At 38.1% G+C, this 15330-nt stretch carries 18 protein-coding genes; 11 read left to right on the plus strand and 7 right to left on the minus strand.

All coding sequences use genetic code 11. From position 1 onward, the window contains the following. Positions 1 to 5: 5 nt before the first annotated feature. Positions 6 to 527 (plus strand): photosystem I assembly protein Ycf3, encoded by a 522-nt coding sequence (locus PRO_RS00775; RefSeq protein WP_011124309.1) that lies wholly within the window; start codon positions 6 to 8, stop codon positions 525 to 527. Between the two features lie 19 nt (positions 528 to 546). Here the strand turns inward: PRO_RS00775 and radA are convergent, their stop codons facing one another. After that, positions 547 to 1932, minus strand: coding sequence for a DNA repair protein RadA (gene radA / locus PRO_RS00780; RefSeq protein ID WP_011124310.1), 1386 nt, complete (start codon positions 1930 to 1932; stop codon positions 547 to 549). A gap of 107 nt (positions 1933 to 2039) precedes the next feature. Between radA and rpaB the strand changes: the two genes are divergently transcribed. The 5 genes from rpaB to PRO_RS00805 all read left to right on the plus strand — a co-directional run bounded on the left by rpaB (position 2040) and on the right by PRO_RS00805 (position 6766). Further along, positions 2040 to 2783, plus strand: a complete 744-nt coding sequence (gene rpaB, locus PRO_RS00785) for a response regulator transcription factor RpaB (protein WP_011124311.1) — start codon at positions 2040 to 2042, stop codon at positions 2781 to 2783. Between the two features lie 10 nt (positions 2784 to 2793). Then, on the plus strand, positions 2794 to 4104 hold the full coding sequence (gene plsX, locus PRO_RS00790) for a phosphate acyltransferase PlsX (protein ID WP_011124312.1): 1311 nt from the start codon (positions 2794 to 2796) through the stop codon (positions 4102 to 4104). Between the two features lie 62 nt (positions 4105 to 4166). After that, a complete protein-coding gene (locus PRO_RS00795) occupies positions 4167 to 5183 on the plus strand; it encodes a beta-ketoacyl-ACP synthase III (protein ID WP_011124313.1) in 1017 nt (338 codons plus the stop codon). A gap of 27 nt (positions 5184 to 5210) precedes the next feature. After that, the gene (gene fabD / locus PRO_RS00800; protein WP_011124314.1) at positions 5211 to 6107 is read left to right on the plus strand and encodes an ACP S-malonyltransferase; all 897 of its coding nucleotides are present in this window, start codon (positions 5211 to 5213) and stop codon (positions 6105 to 6107) included. Further along, the gene (locus PRO_RS00805; protein WP_036892123.1) at positions 6104 to 6766 is read left to right on the plus strand and encodes a lysophospholipid acyltransferase family protein; all 663 of its coding nucleotides are present in this window, start codon (positions 6104 to 6106) and stop codon (positions 6764 to 6766) included. The genes fabD and PRO_RS00805 overlap by 4 nt, the downstream gene beginning before the upstream one ends. 7 nt (positions 6767 to 6773) lie before the next feature. Here the strand turns inward: PRO_RS00805 and PRO_RS00810 are convergent, their stop codons facing one another. From PRO_RS00810 to PRO_RS00820, 3 genes are all read right to left on the minus strand, one after another. After that, positions 6774 to 7298, minus strand: coding sequence for a YdcF family protein (locus PRO_RS00810; protein WP_225866394.1), 525 nt, complete (start codon positions 7296 to 7298; stop codon positions 6774 to 6776). A 65-nt stretch (positions 7299 to 7363) separates the two neighbouring features. Further along, positions 7364 to 8035, minus strand: a complete 672-nt coding sequence (gene tsaB / locus PRO_RS00815) for a tRNA (adenosine(37)-N6)-threonylcarbamoyltransferase complex dimerization subunit type 1 TsaB (protein ID WP_011124317.1) — start codon at positions 8033 to 8035, stop codon at positions 7364 to 7366. Beyond that, entirely contained in the window at positions 8032 to 8283 is a 252-nt protein-coding gene (locus PRO_RS00820; RefSeq protein WP_011124318.1) for a Ycf34 family protein, read from the minus strand. The genes tsaB and PRO_RS00820 overlap by 4 nt, the downstream gene beginning before the upstream one ends. On the opposite strand from PRO_RS00820, the gene PRO_RS00825 reads away from it, so the two are divergent. Both PRO_RS00825 and PRO_RS00830 read left to right on the plus strand, forming a co-directional pair. Next, entirely contained in the window at positions 8276 to 9523 is a 1248-nt protein-coding gene (locus PRO_RS00825) for a CCA tRNA nucleotidyltransferase (RefSeq protein ID WP_011124319.1), read from the plus strand. The genes PRO_RS00820 and PRO_RS00825 overlap by 8 nt on opposite strands. A 62-nt stretch (positions 9524 to 9585) precedes the next feature. Continuing rightward, positions 9586 to 10020 carry an RNA recognition motif domain-containing protein gene (locus PRO_RS00830; RefSeq protein WP_011124320.1) on the plus strand — a complete coding sequence of 145 codons (435 nt, stop codon included), beginning with the start codon at positions 9586 to 9588 and terminating at the stop codon, positions 10018 to 10020. A gap of 35 nt (positions 10021 to 10055) precedes the next feature. On the opposite strand, the gene PRO_RS00835 is transcribed toward PRO_RS00830, so the two are convergent. Together PRO_RS00835 and pds are read right to left on the minus strand one after the other, a co-directional pair. Beyond that, entirely contained in the window at positions 10056 to 10967 is a 912-nt protein-coding gene (locus PRO_RS00835) for a phytoene synthase (protein WP_011124321.1), read from the minus strand. A 38-nt stretch (positions 10968 to 11005) separates the two neighbouring features. Beyond that, a complete protein-coding gene (gene pds, locus PRO_RS00840; RefSeq protein WP_011124322.1) occupies positions 11006 to 12415 on the minus strand; it encodes a 15-cis-phytoene desaturase in 1410 nt (469 codons plus the stop codon). Between the two features lie 101 nt (positions 12416 to 12516). On the opposite strand from pds, the gene PRO_RS00845 reads away from it, so the two are divergent. Further along, positions 12517 to 12864 (plus strand): NAD(P)H-quinone oxidoreductase subunit M, encoded by a 348-nt coding sequence (locus PRO_RS00845; RefSeq protein WP_011124323.1) that lies wholly within the window; start codon positions 12517 to 12519, stop codon positions 12862 to 12864. A 158-nt stretch (positions 12865 to 13022) separates the two neighbouring features. Further along, a complete protein-coding gene (locus PRO_RS00850; RefSeq protein WP_164923256.1) occupies positions 13023 to 13502 on the plus strand; it encodes a DUF3172 domain-containing protein in 480 nt (159 codons plus the stop codon). A 13-nt stretch (positions 13503 to 13515) separates the two neighbouring features. Here PRO_RS00850 and PRO_RS00855 read toward each other — a convergent pair whose 3' ends face one another. Further along, positions 13516 to 14469, minus strand: coding sequence for a LysR family transcriptional regulator (locus PRO_RS00855; protein ID WP_011124325.1), 954 nt, complete (start codon positions 14467 to 14469; stop codon positions 13516 to 13518). Between the two features lie 98 nt (positions 14470 to 14567). On the opposite strand from PRO_RS00855, the gene PRO_RS00860 reads away from it, so the two are divergent. After that, positions 14568 to 15305, plus strand: a complete 738-nt coding sequence (locus tag PRO_RS00860) for an NnrU family protein (RefSeq protein WP_011124326.1) — start codon at positions 14568 to 14570, stop codon at positions 15303 to 15305. Positions 15306 to 15330 lie beyond the last annotated feature (25 nt).

The following is a 15330-nucleotide window of genomic DNA, read 5'->3' on the forward strand; positions in this document are numbered from 1 at the left end:
TCATCGTGCCTAGCAGCAATAACAAAGACAATTTTCTTGATAAGGCATTCACTGTAATTGCAGAAGGGATAGTCAAGATGATGCCGATTGCAGCAAAAGAAAAGCAAGCCTACATTTATTATCGTGAGGGTTTTGCTGCTCAAAATAATGGTGATTATTCTGAGGCGCTTGAAAATTATGAGGAGAGCCTCAAATTAGAAGAAAATGCTATTGATAGAGGCGAAACACTCAAGAATATGGCAATCATATATATGAGTAATGGTGATGAGGACAAAGCTTTGGATACTTATCAAAAAGCCTTAGAACAAAATCCAAAGCAACCATCTTGCCTTAAGAATATGGGCTTAATATATGAAAAACGAGGCAGAGCACTACAGCAAAATGGTAAACAAGATGAGAGTGACATTTGGTTTGATAAAGCTGCTGAGGTTTGGACTAAAGCAGTGAGGCTATACCCTGGGGGATATCTTGATATTGAAAATTGGTTAAAAACAACAGGAAGAAGCAAAGTTGATATTTACTTGTAAGATTCAAAGCAATTTCAATTCAGGTTTTAATATTTAAGACAATTTCAAATACTTCATTTATATTCGAAACTTCTTGTATATCAATCTTGCCTTCTTGCTTTGATAATGAATCTTTGTTGGTTGCTTTAGGGATAATTGCTGTTTTAAAACCCAGTCTTTCGGCCTCACGAAGCCTTAATTGCATTTGACCAACTGAACGTAGTTGCCCTCCAAGACCAATCTCTCCAATCAAAACTGTTCCTTTTGGAAGCGCTGTTTTTTTATAACTAGAAATGACCGCTGCTGCTATTCCTAAATCAGCAGCAGGCTCTTCAACTGCTAAACCACCTGCAACAGCCAAATAACAATCATAACGAGATAGTGCAATATTCATATGTTTTTCAACTACTGCAAGTATTTGATGAAGCCTATTAGTTTCTATCCCTGTGGCTGTTCTGCGAGGAGATGGATAGCTTGTTTGATTAATTAGAGCTTGCAAGTCTATTGCTAGAGGTCTTGTGCCTTCACAGGAAACAATGGTTGCTATCCCTGGAGCATTTTCAGAGTCTAGGAAAAGTTCGCTTGGATTATTAACTTCAATAAGCCCTTTGCCTTGCATTTCAAAAACACCAAGTTCATTGGTCGCGCCAAATCTATTTTTTATTGTTCTAAGGATCCTATGGCTTGCAAAACGATCTCCTTCAAAAGTCAAGACAGCATCAACTAGATGCTCGAGAACCTTTGGTCCTGCAAGCATTCCTTCTTTTGTGATATGACCGACAATTAATAAAGTTATATTTTTTGCTTTTGCTATTCGTTGTAATGCTGCAGAGCATTCTCTTACTTGTGTAACAGAACCTGGAGTGCTCCCGATTGTTTCATCGTGTATTGCTTGGATGCTGTCGATTATTGCTACAGCAGGATTAAATCGTTCAATTTCATTGAGGATTGCTTCAAGATCTGTCTCGGCAAGTAAATGAAGATCAGAGTCTGCTTTTCCAAGGCGATTCCAGCGAAGTTGTACTTGATTACTGGATTCTTCAGCTGTGATATAAAGAATTGATTTGTAACGAGCCATTTCAGTTGCACTTTGCAATAGCAAGGTACTTTTGCCGATTCCTGGATCTCCTCCAATCAGTACTAAAGAGCCTGGAACTAAGCCTCCACCTAGTACTCGATCCAATTCCTTGTATCCGCTTGAGATACGTTTAACAGACTTTTCCTGTAAAGAAGATATTCGTTGAGATCTATTGTCTAACAGTTCATTTGAGTGATTGCTCCCTTTCCTTTTAGGTCTTAGATTTGATGTGGAAATTACTTCTTCAACTACTGAATTCCATTCCCCACAAGTGCTGCATCGTCCAAAAAATTGTCGTGTTTCTGCCCCACATGTTTGGCAGATATAGATAGTGCTAGTTCGTGTCACTCGGGTTTCTAAAGAAAGTTTTTTGTAGTTGAATGAAGTAGTTTTTTAGATGATTTTAAACGTTTGGTTAAGATTGACTTTGTTACGCGGACTAAGCCAAAGACAAAATGACGGCCGCCAGTCCATCTAAAGAAATCATCCTTGTTGCTGATGATGAAGCGAGTATTAGGAGAATCCTAGAAACTCGCTTATCTATGATCGGTTATCAAGTTGTGACTGCATGCAATGGGAATGAAGCATTGCAGCAGTTCCATAATTGTGAGCCTGATTTGGTTGTGCTTGATGTAATGATGCCCAAATTAGATGGCTATGGAGTAATTCAAGAATTGAGAAAGGAATCAGATGTGCCGATAGTAATGCTTACAGCTTTAGGAGATGTTGCAGATCGAATTACTGGACTTGAATTAGGAGCTGATGATTATGTGGTTAAGCCTTTTAGTCCAAAAGAGCTTGAGGCGCGGATACGGTGTGTATTACGCCGTGTCGAGAAGGAACAAATTGCGGGGCTCCCTAATTCAGGTGTAATACAGGTCGCTGCATTTCGCATAGACACTAATAGGCGCAAAGTTTATCGCGGTGATGAACGAATTAGGCTAACTGGCATGGAGTTTAGTTTGCTTGAGCTTCTTGTCAGTCGTTCTGGCGAACCGTTTAGCAGAGGGGAGATTTTGAAAGAAGTTTGGGGCTATACACCTGAAAGACATGTTGATACAAGAGTGGTTGATGTTCATATTTCTAGACTTCGTTCAAAGTTAGAAGATGATCCAGCTAATCCTGAGTTGATCCTTACTGCCAGAGGGACAGGTTATTTGTTTCAGCGTATTGTTGATCCTCTTTCGTTAGATCATTAGTAATCATTCTGTGGACAACGAATCTCGTTCCAAAGCAATTCGCCCTAAAGCTATTAGACGATTAGTTATTTGGTATCGTCGAAACTCTGCTGTTACTACTCTTGTTGATACGGCTACCAATTCTGCTTCTGCTGCAGGTAATGTTGCAGGATCGGTTGTATCTAGTGCAGGATCTGTTGTATCTAGTGCAGGATCAATAGCGAGGAGTACTCTTCAGCCTCTAGTTTTCGATCCTTTAAGAAGGCTTCAAGCTGGCCCAAATGAATTAGATAGAAATGATATTGCTAATTCCAAAAGATTGTGGGTAGCAGTTGATGGGATGGGAGGTGATAATGCTCCAGGAAGTATTTTGGAAGGCTGTCTACAAGCAATAGATCGTCTCCCTCTCTGCATCAAATTTGTTGGAGAAATTGAGAAGATTCATAGTGCTGCGGATGAATTAGGAATTTCAGATTTGTTAAATCAGTTAATTTCGGCGGGAAATATAGAACTTGTAGCAAGTGGTCCATCAATTGGTATGGATGAAGAGGCAACTGCCGTAAGGAAGAAACGAGATGCAAGTATAAATATTGCAATGGATTTAGTTAAAAAAGGGGAAGCATTGTCTGTTTATTCCGCTGGTAACTCAGGTGCATTAATGGCTGCAGCCATTTTTCGTTTGGGCCGTTTGGCAGGAATTGATAGGCCTGCTATAGGTGCATTATTTCCTACAAAAGATCCTGGACAGCCTGTTTTAGTTTTAGATGTAGGAGCGAATATGGATTGCAAGCCAGCATATTTGCATCAATTTGCATTATTAGGGAATATCTACTCTCGAGATGTTTTGCAAGTGCAAAATCCTAGGATAGGTCTTCTTAATATAGGTGAAGAAGAATGCAAAGGGAATGATCTTTCTTTACGTACTTTTGAGTTACTAAAAGAAGAAGAACGTTTGGATTTTGTGGGTAATTGCGAGGGGAGGGATGTGTTATCTGGAGATTTCGATGTTGTTGTATGTGATGGTTTTACTGGAAATGTTTTACTCAAATTTCTTGAGTCTGTTGGAAGTGTCTTATTAGATGTTTTGCGAGCAGAGTTGCCCAGAGGTAGACGTGGGAAAGTGGGATCTGCCTTTTTGAGAAATAATCTAAAACGTATCAAAAAACGTTTAGATCATGCGGAACATGGCGGAGCATTGCTACTTGGAGTAAATGGTATTTGTGTGATTGGTCATGGAAGTAGCAAAGCATTGTCAGTTGTGAGTGCTCTTAGAATCGCTCACTCTGCAGCAAGTCATGGAGTTATGGATGATTTAGCTGCGCTTCAACCGCCACAGCCTTAACTGAGATGAATCGAATTGTTTTAGTGTGGTTGTATTGATAAATACGAGGTAATTTTTTTTCTTTGACTGGGAATTCCTCAAATGGTTACGGAGTGTCTTTGGTAGGCAGTGGCAGTGCTACTCCATCACAGATAGTTTCTAATGATCAGCTTGCTTTACGAGTTGATACTAATGATGAATGGGTGAAAACCAGAACAGGTATTCGCGAAAGAAGAATAATAGGAGCAGATGAATCTTTAACGGACCTTTGCGTTGCTGCAGCTAAAGCAGCTGTAGATATGGCTGGATGGGGTGTCGAAAGTATTGAAATGGTTTTGATTGCCACTTCTACACCAGATGATTTGTTTGGGATGGCACCAAAAGTTCAATCTAAATTAGGTGCTACTCGAGCAGTGGCTTTTGATCTTACAGCTGCTTGCAGTGGCTTTTTGTTTGGTTTGGTTAGTGCAGCACAATTTTTGCAGAATGGGTCTTTTAAGAGAGCCGTGGTGATAGGGGCTGATCAATTAAGTGGTTGGGTTGATTGGGACGATAGAAGCAGTTGTGTCCTTTTTGGCGATGGAGCAGGCGCAATTGCTATAGAAGCTACGGCAGAAGAAGATGATTTAATTGGCTTCAAGATGAAGTCAGATGGAAGTCGTGGAGATTGTTTGAATTTGGCTCAAAAGAGGAATTTTGTACCTTTGGTTGAGTCTTATCAAACTCAAAAAGGAGATTTTTCTCCAATTAAGATGAATGGCCAAGAGGTATACAAGTTTGCCGTAAGAGAAGTACCTTCTCTTCTGAAAGATGTTTTGCAAACTTATGGAATTGTTCCAGAATCATTGGATTGGCTGCTTCTTCATCAAGCTAATCAAAGAATTTTGAATGCTGTGGCAGATCGTTTTTCAATTCCTCATCATAAAGTTTTGACTAATCTTGCAAATTATGGAAATACTTCAGCAGCAACTATTCCAATCATGCTTGATGAAGCTGTTCGTGATGGAAAGGTGCAATCTGGACATTTAATTGCTAGTAGTGGATTTGGAGCTGGTTTGAGTTGGGGGGTTGCGTTGTTTAGATGGCACGGGCCGTTTTAGGCTTGTTCTTATTTGGTTAAAAATGTCATGACAATTGCGTGGGCTTTTCCTGGACAAGGATCACAAAAATTGGGAATGGCTGATGAAGTGATTTCTCTTAAAGGGGCAATAGAGAGGTTTAAATCAGCATCCGAAATTTTAGGGAGGGATTTGTTAGCTATTTGTAGGGGCCAAAGTAATTGTAAGGATGAATTGGGAGACTTGAATGACACTCGGAATACTCAGCCAGCAATGTTTGTAATTGAGTCATTGTTGATAGATGATCTGAAAAGGCAGGGAAGGAAGGCTGATTTACTCGCTGGCCATAGCTTGGGGGAATTCGTTGCTCTTTATGCAGCAGAAGTGTTTGATGTACAAACTGGATTGGTTTTACTTAAAACTCGCTCTGAATTAATGTCAGCAGCGGGAGGGGGGGCTATGACTGCGGTTTTAGGTTTTGATAGGAAACAACTTGAAGATTTGGTTGGAAATACATCAGGAGTAGTAATCGCTAATGACAACAGTTCTGAGCAAGTTGTTCTATCTGGTACTCCAGATGCTGTGAATTCAGTTGCTGGACAATTAACTTGCAAAAGAATTGTTCCACTTAAAGTGTCGGGCGCTTTTCATTCTCCTTTTATGAAAGCAGCAGCAAATGATTTTGCATTGCAGTTGGATGATGTTTTATTTAGTGATGGAGTTGTACCCGTTCTTAGTAATGTTGACCCTTCTCCTGTTCAAGATGGAGACTTATTGAAAGAAAGACTGAAGCGTCAAATGATAACAGGAGTTCGTTGGCGTGAGACCATGAAAACAATGGAGACTAAAGGAGTAAAAACATTTGTAGAAATAGGCCCTGGGAAAGTGCTTAGCGGTCTTGCCAAGCGATCAATGCAAGGGATTACTCTTAGTCAAGTATCTTCTGCAAATGATTTAGGACATTGAATTTAAAAGACGTAAGCAAGTCTATTTCTCCAAGACCTAGTTTTGTGTATAGGCTAGTGAGTTATTTTTTGGTATTTCCTATTTTTAGAATTTTATTTCGAGGGCGCACTTTAGGTAATGAGAATGTTCCTAAACATGGACCGTTGGTTGTGGTTGCAAACCATGGCTCACATCTTGACCCACCTTTTTTAGGCCATGCATTAGGCAGACCTGTTGCATTTATGGCAAAAGCCGAACTCTTTTATATACCTTTCCTTTCGTTTGTTATTCGAGCATGTGGAGCATATCCAGTTAGTAGAGGAGCAAGTGATCGAGAGGCTATTAGGACAGCAACGGCTAAATTGAGGGCAGGATGGGCAACGGGAGTATTTTTAGATGGTACCCGTCAAGAAGATGGGAGAGTAAATAAACCTATGGCTGGGGCTGCTTTATTGTCCGCTCGAACAGGCGCGGCAATTATTCCAGTTGCGGTAATTAATAGTCATAGAGCTCTTAGGAAGGGTTTGTTTTTACCTAGATTGGTTGCCATACATTTACGTATAGGCAAGCCAATAATGCCTCCACAAAGTCGTAAGAGAATTGATTTAGATAAGACAACTTTTAAGCTTCAAGAAGCAATCAATTCAATGCTTGATGAAGGACTGATGTCAGACAAATGAAATAACTTTATTCACCTAATTGATTTTTGATAATTTTTGGCATTAGTTCCTTGAAATCTTTCCCTGTTGCCACCCATGCAATAGCACGAATGATATCAATATTCTTTTTTCTTTGACTTTCGTGCTGACAGAACGCTGTGCAAGGAATAGATAAACTGGTAAGCCTTATTCCTCTACTTCCTGTGATAATTTCTCCAACTATCTTTGCTCTATTAATATGATATTCGCTAGTTATTAATAAAATATGATTTATATTTTCATCTGCAAGATCATCTACTATCGATGTGAAGTTTGTAAGAGTATCTTTTGCTCTGTAATCTCTCTTTACCAATGCAGTTGATATACCTTCTTTTTGGATTAGCCAATCCGAATACTCTGGATTACTTCCTCCACTAATTAATAATGGCATTTTTAATTCTTTGGCAAACTTTATTCCTATTATTTCCCGATCAACTTCTCCTCCTAAAACAAGTATTAATTGAGGTGAATTATTGCTCAGCCTTGATTTTAAGAAAGGAACTAATGGTTTCATTATAATGATTAATGTCAAAAAACCTAATATTATTAGTGGGATTTTTCTTATTAACTTCATTTAATTCATTCCACGGGAGAAGTAGGGTAAATAGGAAGAATTTCTTCCCAGTTACTTTTAATATTATTTTTGTATGAATCTAGACTTATTCGTAAGAGAGTTTTAATATCTATTTGAACATTTTCACTAGCATTAATTGCTGGAGTCACTTCCATTTCTTTAGATAAAAGATAGGGTGACTTCAACTCTTTAATCTTAATATTATTTATATTTTCATCAGATTTAATTACCTCATATTTGCCTGCTACTGTTCCTCTCCTTTTTAGAGGTTGTGTAATCCAAAATGATTTTTTAGTATCTTCCTTTATGTGGGTTTCTAGGGCAAGTCTATAGGCCATTAATTCAAAGCTGCTAATACCATCAATGGAACAATTTAATTGCTGAGCAATAGTCCTGGCTAAAACTATTGTGACTCTTGTGCTAGTAAAACTTCCAGGGCCTGTGGCTACAGCTAGTCGTTCTATTTGATACCAATAATTAATGGGTAGTATTGTTTCTATGCAATTAAATAACTCCTTCGAAAGACCTCTGCCAACATCAAATATCGAACTGTTAAAAATTGGTTTTTCATTATTTAGCTCTATTAGACCAATTCCAAGCTTTTCTGTGGTGCTATGGAATGCTAAAAGAAACTTTTCATCTTTGCTAAATGTTTTTGATTGGCCAATTATCTTCATTTAGGTAAAGCTTCATTTGGACATATCCTTAGCCATCGTCCATCATCCCTAGAAAAACTCTTACAAGCTTGAACATCCCATTCAATTTCTGTGCTTCTTTGCTCTAGATCTATCAGACTGATATGGATTACTGGGTCTTGTGGTTCAAAATCAGGTTTTAAGTTCAAATGTTTGACTCCATGTTGCTTCTCTACCGCGTGATAGGCCTTGCAGCGATCGACCCATTGACAGTTAACACATATGCACATTTCTTTCTCCTCTGAAGATCAAAATAGTATCAAGGGTAATGGATCATTTTTGGCCAAGGAGCTTTTGGGAAGCCTCCAGCCTGAGATATGGCCTTTTCTATTGGAAGATCTTCCAATAGGAACGGTTTTAGTGGGTGGGGCAATAAGAGATAGATTGCTCAATAATTATAATTCTATTCCAGATCTTGATTTTGTTGTACCAAAACATGCTTTTCAGATTAGTAAAGATTTAGCAAAAAGATATGGAGGTACCGCAGTTCATCTTGATCAGCACAGAGATATTGCTAGATATGTCATTAATGATTGGAAGATTGATATCGCAAGTCAGATTGGTAAGGATTTAAATGACGATTTACTGAGAAGGGATTTTACAATTAATGCGATTGCCTTAAATATTTTTCCTACTCCTGCATTCATTGACCCTGCAGGTGGTCTTGATGATTTGCATAACAAAAAACTTGTCGCAATTTCAGAACAGAATTTCATTGACGACCCCTTAAGAATCCTTCGTGGATTAAGACTAGTGTCTGAGTTGAACCTGAAATTAGAATCTCAGACAGAATCGTTACTTAAAAAAAATGCAGGTTTATTAAATAGAGTTGCATCAGAAAGAATAAAAGTCGAGTTAGAAAGATTAGTTCAAGGCCCTTGGGCTAATGATGTAATTCCTTTGGTTATAAAAATGGGATTACTGCGGCCTTGGTCTCTATCGAATAATGAAGAATATTTTCATTCTTTATCTTTAAAAAATGTTTCTTCTTTCACAGCCAAGGAATTAAAGATTGCCTTGCCCTTAGTTCGATTGTCAAATTTATTAAGTGTAGAAGGATTAGTAAAATTGGGTTTTAGCAAAAAAACAATAAAGTCGTGCAATCTTCTGAAAAATTGGCAGAAAAGAAATGATGGTTTGAGTTTTAGAGGTCTTAACGAAGTTGACCGCTTACAGTTACATATTGACCTGGAAAACCATTTGCCTGCCTTAATTCTTATGCTTCAAACGATTGATCAGAAGATTTGGTTAGAGCGATGGAGGGATCTTTCTGACCCTTTATTTCACCCTTCTTCACCAATTGATGGAAACACTTTGAAAGATACTTTTGATGCTCCTGAAGGCCCATGGATTGGTGCCTTAATTCATTTTTTAAGCAAGGAAAGAGCCTTTGGACGCTTGCGTAATCGTGAAGAAGCTTTTGAATTAGCTCGTTACTGGTGGGAACATAACAAACCTTTTTGTGATTAACTACACATAAGGAAGTTAGTTTTCTCCTTGATGCGGTTTATTCCACCTAGCCCTTTTGTTTCATGAGTGTTCGTCTTTACATCGGTAATTTGCCGCAAAATTTAAAAATTAAGGAGTTAGAAGCGCTCTTTGCAAGCATTGGTAAAGGAATTCGCTTTAAGGCGGTTTTCGATAGAGATACTAAGGCATGTCGGGGATTTGGATTTGCCAATATTAACGATGAGAAGATGGCCGAAGAAGTTATTGAAAAGCTCAATGGATATGATTTTAACGGCACTAATTTGAGGGTTGAGCGCTCAGAACGCAAAGAATCTAATTCAACTTCTGGACGACGCAACAATGGCCCTGGAAGCAACAAAGGGAAGCCTGTAAGTCGTAAAGATGTTAAGAAAGTTGTTCATAGTGATGCTCCTAGTAAAGAAGCACCAGATCCTCGTTGGGCCGGAGAATTTTCAAAATTAAAGGAACTTCTTGCTAATCAGAAAACAGCTGTCTGAGAATATAGCTTTAGTTTAATTTAAATAATGAGCACTCATTTTGTTTGAGCTATTAGATAACTAATTGGCAGTTCCAACATTTTCACGAATTTGTTTACATAAGCTCTGTTATTGAAAACGTCATAGTCAAGTCTTTCTATTGAATTAAGAATTCCTCTGTATAGCCTTAAAGATGTCCATACTGGCCATCTCGCGTCTGCAGAAAGCCATTTCACTCCTTCTTCAGAGATGTCAAACCAATCTCTAGCTCGTTTCAATTGAAATGCCATCAGTTCTTTCCATTGAGGATTGATTTCTCCTTGCATTAGATCTTCTTCAGAGTATCCAAATTTCTTTAAGTCTTCTTGAGGCAAATAAATACGACCTCTTGTTCGATCTTCGCCGACGTCTCTAAGAATATTCGTGAGTTGATTAGCAATTCCAAGAGCAACTGCTGCTTGAGAAGGATCTGGTTGCTCACTCCAAGGAGCATTAGTGTACGCAGGATCTATGCCCATAACATTTTGAGTCATTAGGCCTACTGTTCCAGCAACCCTATAGCAATAGAGCTTTAGTTCTTCAAATGTTGAATACCTAGTTTTCTCCAAATCCATTCTTTGACCTTCAATCATGTCTAAATATGGTTGAATTGATTGTGGGAAATTTTCAATAGTGTCAGCCATTACTCCATCTAATTCATCTTGTACATTTCCTTTGAAAATTCCCCTGGTACGTAATTCCCATTGATCCAATCGATCAGCTAATTCTGTTTTCGAACATTGTTGTGCTTCTTTGCTATCCATAAGCTCATCAGTTCTCCTACACCAAACGTATATTGCCCAAATGGCTTTTCGTTTATGAGGAGGAAGTAGAAGGGTTCCTAAATAAAATGTTTTTGCCCATTGTGCGGTTTCCTTTCTACATATTTCATAGGCACCATCAAGATTTACTGAATTTTCAATATTCATTACGGTGATTCTTAGGACTCAAGGTTGATTGCTCAGATTTAAAGAGCATTCTTCTGGTTGGTTTCCAATAATTTTTTTGTATATTGATTAACTTTATCAGCACAAAGTTTTCCACTAAGTACAGCGCCTTCCATAGATGCAAGATATCGTTGCATCGTGTAATCACCTGCAAGGAAGAAATTGGTGATAGGTGTTTTTTGATCTGGCCGTAGTTTTTGACAGCCTGGTGTTGATTTATATACAGATAGAGGAGTTTTTATAACCTTATATTTTCTAAGAACAGCCTGATCATTTCCAGTAAAATGGTCAGGGAATAGTTTTTTTAGTTCTTCCATAGTAGCTTCGATTATAGCTTCTTCACTTTTATTTATCCAATCTTTAGCAGGAGCAAAAACAAGCTCTAACATAGATCTATTAGGATCTTCATATTCCTTGCAAGTGATACTCATATCAGCATATACACTTAGCAAAGGAGAACGACTAAATAATAAATGATCAATATCTGTTAGCTTTTTATTAAACCAAAGATGAATATTTATAACTGGTACTCCCCTTAATCCATCTAACTTTTTAAATGTATCAATACCTTTCCATTCTTGTGGAATAAGTAATTTAAATAAATCTACTGGTAGCGCACTTACATAGGCATCAGCAATGATTTCATTAGATTCGCCTAGAGATGTTTGCATAATACTGAAACTTTTGACACTGGAATCATCATTTAAATTAATTTTCTTAAGCGGACTATTCATATGAACTTCTCCTCCTAACGATTGAATATGATCCACTATTGGTTGACATAATCTTTCTGGAGGTGCGCCATCAAGAAAAGCCATCTTTGATCCATTTTTTTCTTGAAGAAATCTATTTAAAGCAGTTAGTAATACAGTAGAAGATATTTCGTCCGGATTAATAAAATTAAGTGCTTTGCTCATGGCAATAAAAACTTCATCGTTAACCCTTTCTGGAATATTTTGTGCTCTTAACCATTCACTCCAAGATAACGAGTCGCATTCTTCTACATATTTTTGACCTCGAAGCATCGCAGGAATGAGTCCAACGCCAAAAGAAAGCTTTTCTGAGATCGTTAGCATGTCATTATTTTTTAATATTGCAGCTATTCCATTAATTGGTGCAGGTAGATCAGGAAAATCAAAACGACTATATGTTCCGGGTTCTTCAGGCTGATTAAAAATCATTGAATGACTTTTCCATTGCAATCGATCTTGAATCCCTAATTCTTCAAAGAGCTGGAGCATATTTGGATAAGCGCCAAAAAAGATGTGAAGCCCTGTTTCATACCAGTCTCCTTCTTCATCTTTCCAAGCTGCGACTTTCCCTCCCAAGACATCTCGAGCTTCGAAGAGAATAGGGGTGTGCCCTTGGTCAGCCAAGTATTTTGCACATGTCAGACCTGCTAAACCTGCTCCTGCAATGGCAACACGCATACTTTTTTAATAGATTGAATGCAACTTTAATGAGAAAAGGGGCCTAAAATTTCTAAATATTCAATTATTTATTTTGAATTTCTTCTTTTCAGCATTTTTTCATGACAGATCCCCTCTTAAAATGCACTACAAGGCACATACGCATTTTTACTGCCATTACTCAAAACAATAATTTGATTGAGGATAGCGATCATTTAACAATGGATTTAGACCCTGACAACGAGTTTCTTTGGGAAAACCAAGCTATAGAGAAAGTACAGAATCGATTTTCTGAATTAGTTGAATCGCAAGTTGGTCAAGAATTGAGTGATTACGTATTAAGAAAAATTGGTTCAGACCTTGAATCTTATATTCGGCAGATGCTGCAAGCAGGTGAAGTGAGTTATAACCCTGATTCCCGAGTTCTTAATTATTCAATGGGACTTCCTAGAACACCCGAATTATTGTGACAAGACCACCATTTAGATCTTCAAGAAGGTCTTCATCATCTAATCCTAGAAGAGATGATGATGTTAGATACGGCCGCAATACAGGCCGCTCAAATAGAAGTTCATTTGGCAATTTAACTGCATCCCAGAGTGGTTCGTTAGGTCAGGAAAACATCACTATGAATACAGGAACTATTGCAATTCTCGCTGGAGTTCTAGTGCTGGGCGTAGGAATAGGTAGTGCAATCACTAGCACTACTCAAGGTGGGGAGGGGAATATTGCTAGTCAACAACAATTAGATATGGCAGTTCCAGATCCTGAATTTTGTAGGCAATGGGGAGCTAGTGCTTTTGTTATTGATATTGAAATGTATACAACCCTCAATCCTTCTACTAGCTTTGTGACTCAACCAGCATTGCAGCCTGGATGTGTAATACGTAGAGAGAATTGGTCTCTTTTGCAAAAGCAAGGTGCAATTACAAATGAAGATGTTAGAGAATGTAAGCAGCGTATGAATACTTTTGCTTATATAGGATCAATTCGTGATAATCCAATTGTTCGATGTGTTTATCAGGCGGATGTTAAGGATAATAAATTTATTATTAAGGGTGTAGAAGATGAAGGTATTCGAGTGAATCAGGAGGCTATTCAGTTCTAAGATTAAGTTAACTTTACTCTTTTAGTTTTCTACGGATAGGACTATCATCACTAGCAAAAATAGGTAGAATTTCTTTTGTAAAAGCCTCTGCGGCTCTAGATGTATAACGATTAGGATTGCTTATTAACTTAAGCTCTCTTTTTACTTCTAAATCTGCTACAAGTGGTTTGTGAACGGTTCCAGCCAGAAGCTCTCTTTCAATAGATACTACAGGCAGGAAAGCTGCGCCTAGGCCTGATTGCACAGCATTTTTAATTGCCTCTAAAGAATTTAATTCCATTTCTATACGTAGACGTTGTACATCTAATCCAGAATCTTTAAGTAATTGATCTACTACTTTTCTTGTTGTTGATTGTGAATCAAGTGTGACAAATCCCAGGCGATATAAATCTTCCTTCGTTAACTCTTTCATTCTTGCTAAAGGATGCTTTTGTGAAAGAATCAAAGCCAATTGATCAGTTGCATAAGGAATGATGTGCAGTAATTCATTGAGTTCGTTAGGTAATTGACCTCCGATAATTGCGAGATCAATTTGCCCATTGGCAACGCTCCAGCCAGTTCGCCTAGTGCTATGTACTTGCAGTTGCACCGAGACTTCAGGAAATTTTTGGCGGAATAATCCGATCATCCTAGGCATTAAATATGTGCCGGTTGTTTGACTGGCACCAATAATTAAAGAGCCACCCTTCAGATTGTGTAAATCTTCAATAGCTCCACAAGCTTCATCGCATTGAGTCAGAATCCTTTCGCAGTATTTAAGTAATAATTTTCCAGCTTCGGTTAGTTGAGCTTTTCTTCCTCCTCTGTCAAAGATTGCTATTTCTAATTGCTTTTCCAAGTTTTGAATTTGAAGGCTTACAGCTGGTTGAGTCACATAAAGACTTTCCGCAGCCTTCTTGAAGCTACCCTCATGGACAATTGCCTTGAGGATGCGAAGTTGATCTAGAGTGAAAGGCAGTTCGGCCATAGCGGCTGCCAAATGGGCAGCAAACATGCACACTTAAATTACTTGTAACTCTAAGTCCCTCTGAATCGAAAAATTGTTAGAGAAAAGTTCTGCCACAAATGTTTCCAGAATCTAATCATCACAGCAGCCTAGTAATGCTTGCTCTTTTGCTTGTATTTGCAATCATTCATAGTGGAGGAGCTGCTCTAAGGGTTAAGGCAGAGTCTTTTATTGGACCAAGGCTATGGAGACTGATTTTTGCTTCTTTAAGTATTCCACTAGCAGTTTTATTGATTTCTTACTTCTTAGCTCATCGTTATGATGGGATTCGTCTTTGGAATCTTCAAGGTGTACCTGGAATGGTCCCATTTATTTGGTGCATTTCAGCAATAAGCTTTTTGTTTTTGTATCCAGCTACCTATAACCTTTTAGAAATTCCTGCTTTAGCAAAACCTCAAGTAAAACTTTATGAAACTGGGATAATAAGGGTTAGCAGACATCCTCAAGCAATTGGTCAAATACTTTGGTGCTTAGCACATGGACTTTGGATTGGGAGCAGTTTCATGCTTGTTACCTCTGCTGGTCTCATAGGCCATCATTTATTTGCTGTTTGGCATGGTGATAGAAGGTTAAGGGCAAAATTTGGAGAAGATTTTGAAAAAATTAAAAAGAATACATCAGTAATTCCTTTTATTGCCGTCTTAGATGGCAGACAAAAATTGCAATTGAAAGAATTTATACGTCCTTCACAGTTGGGGATATTGCTTGCAGTGGCTACGTTCTGGTGGTCTCATCGTTTTATTACATTGGGAACGGAATTGTTTTTATCTTCCAAGTTCTCAGAACTGTTTCCTTGAAATGTCTACACTCACAAGAACATGA

Origin of the sequence: Prochlorococcus marinus subsp. marinus str. CCMP1375 (assembly GCF_000007925.1) — a bacterium.
Taxonomy (GTDB): domain Bacteria; phylum Cyanobacteriota; class Cyanobacteriia; order PCC-6307; family Cyanobiaceae; genus Prochlorococcus_E; species Prochlorococcus_E marinus.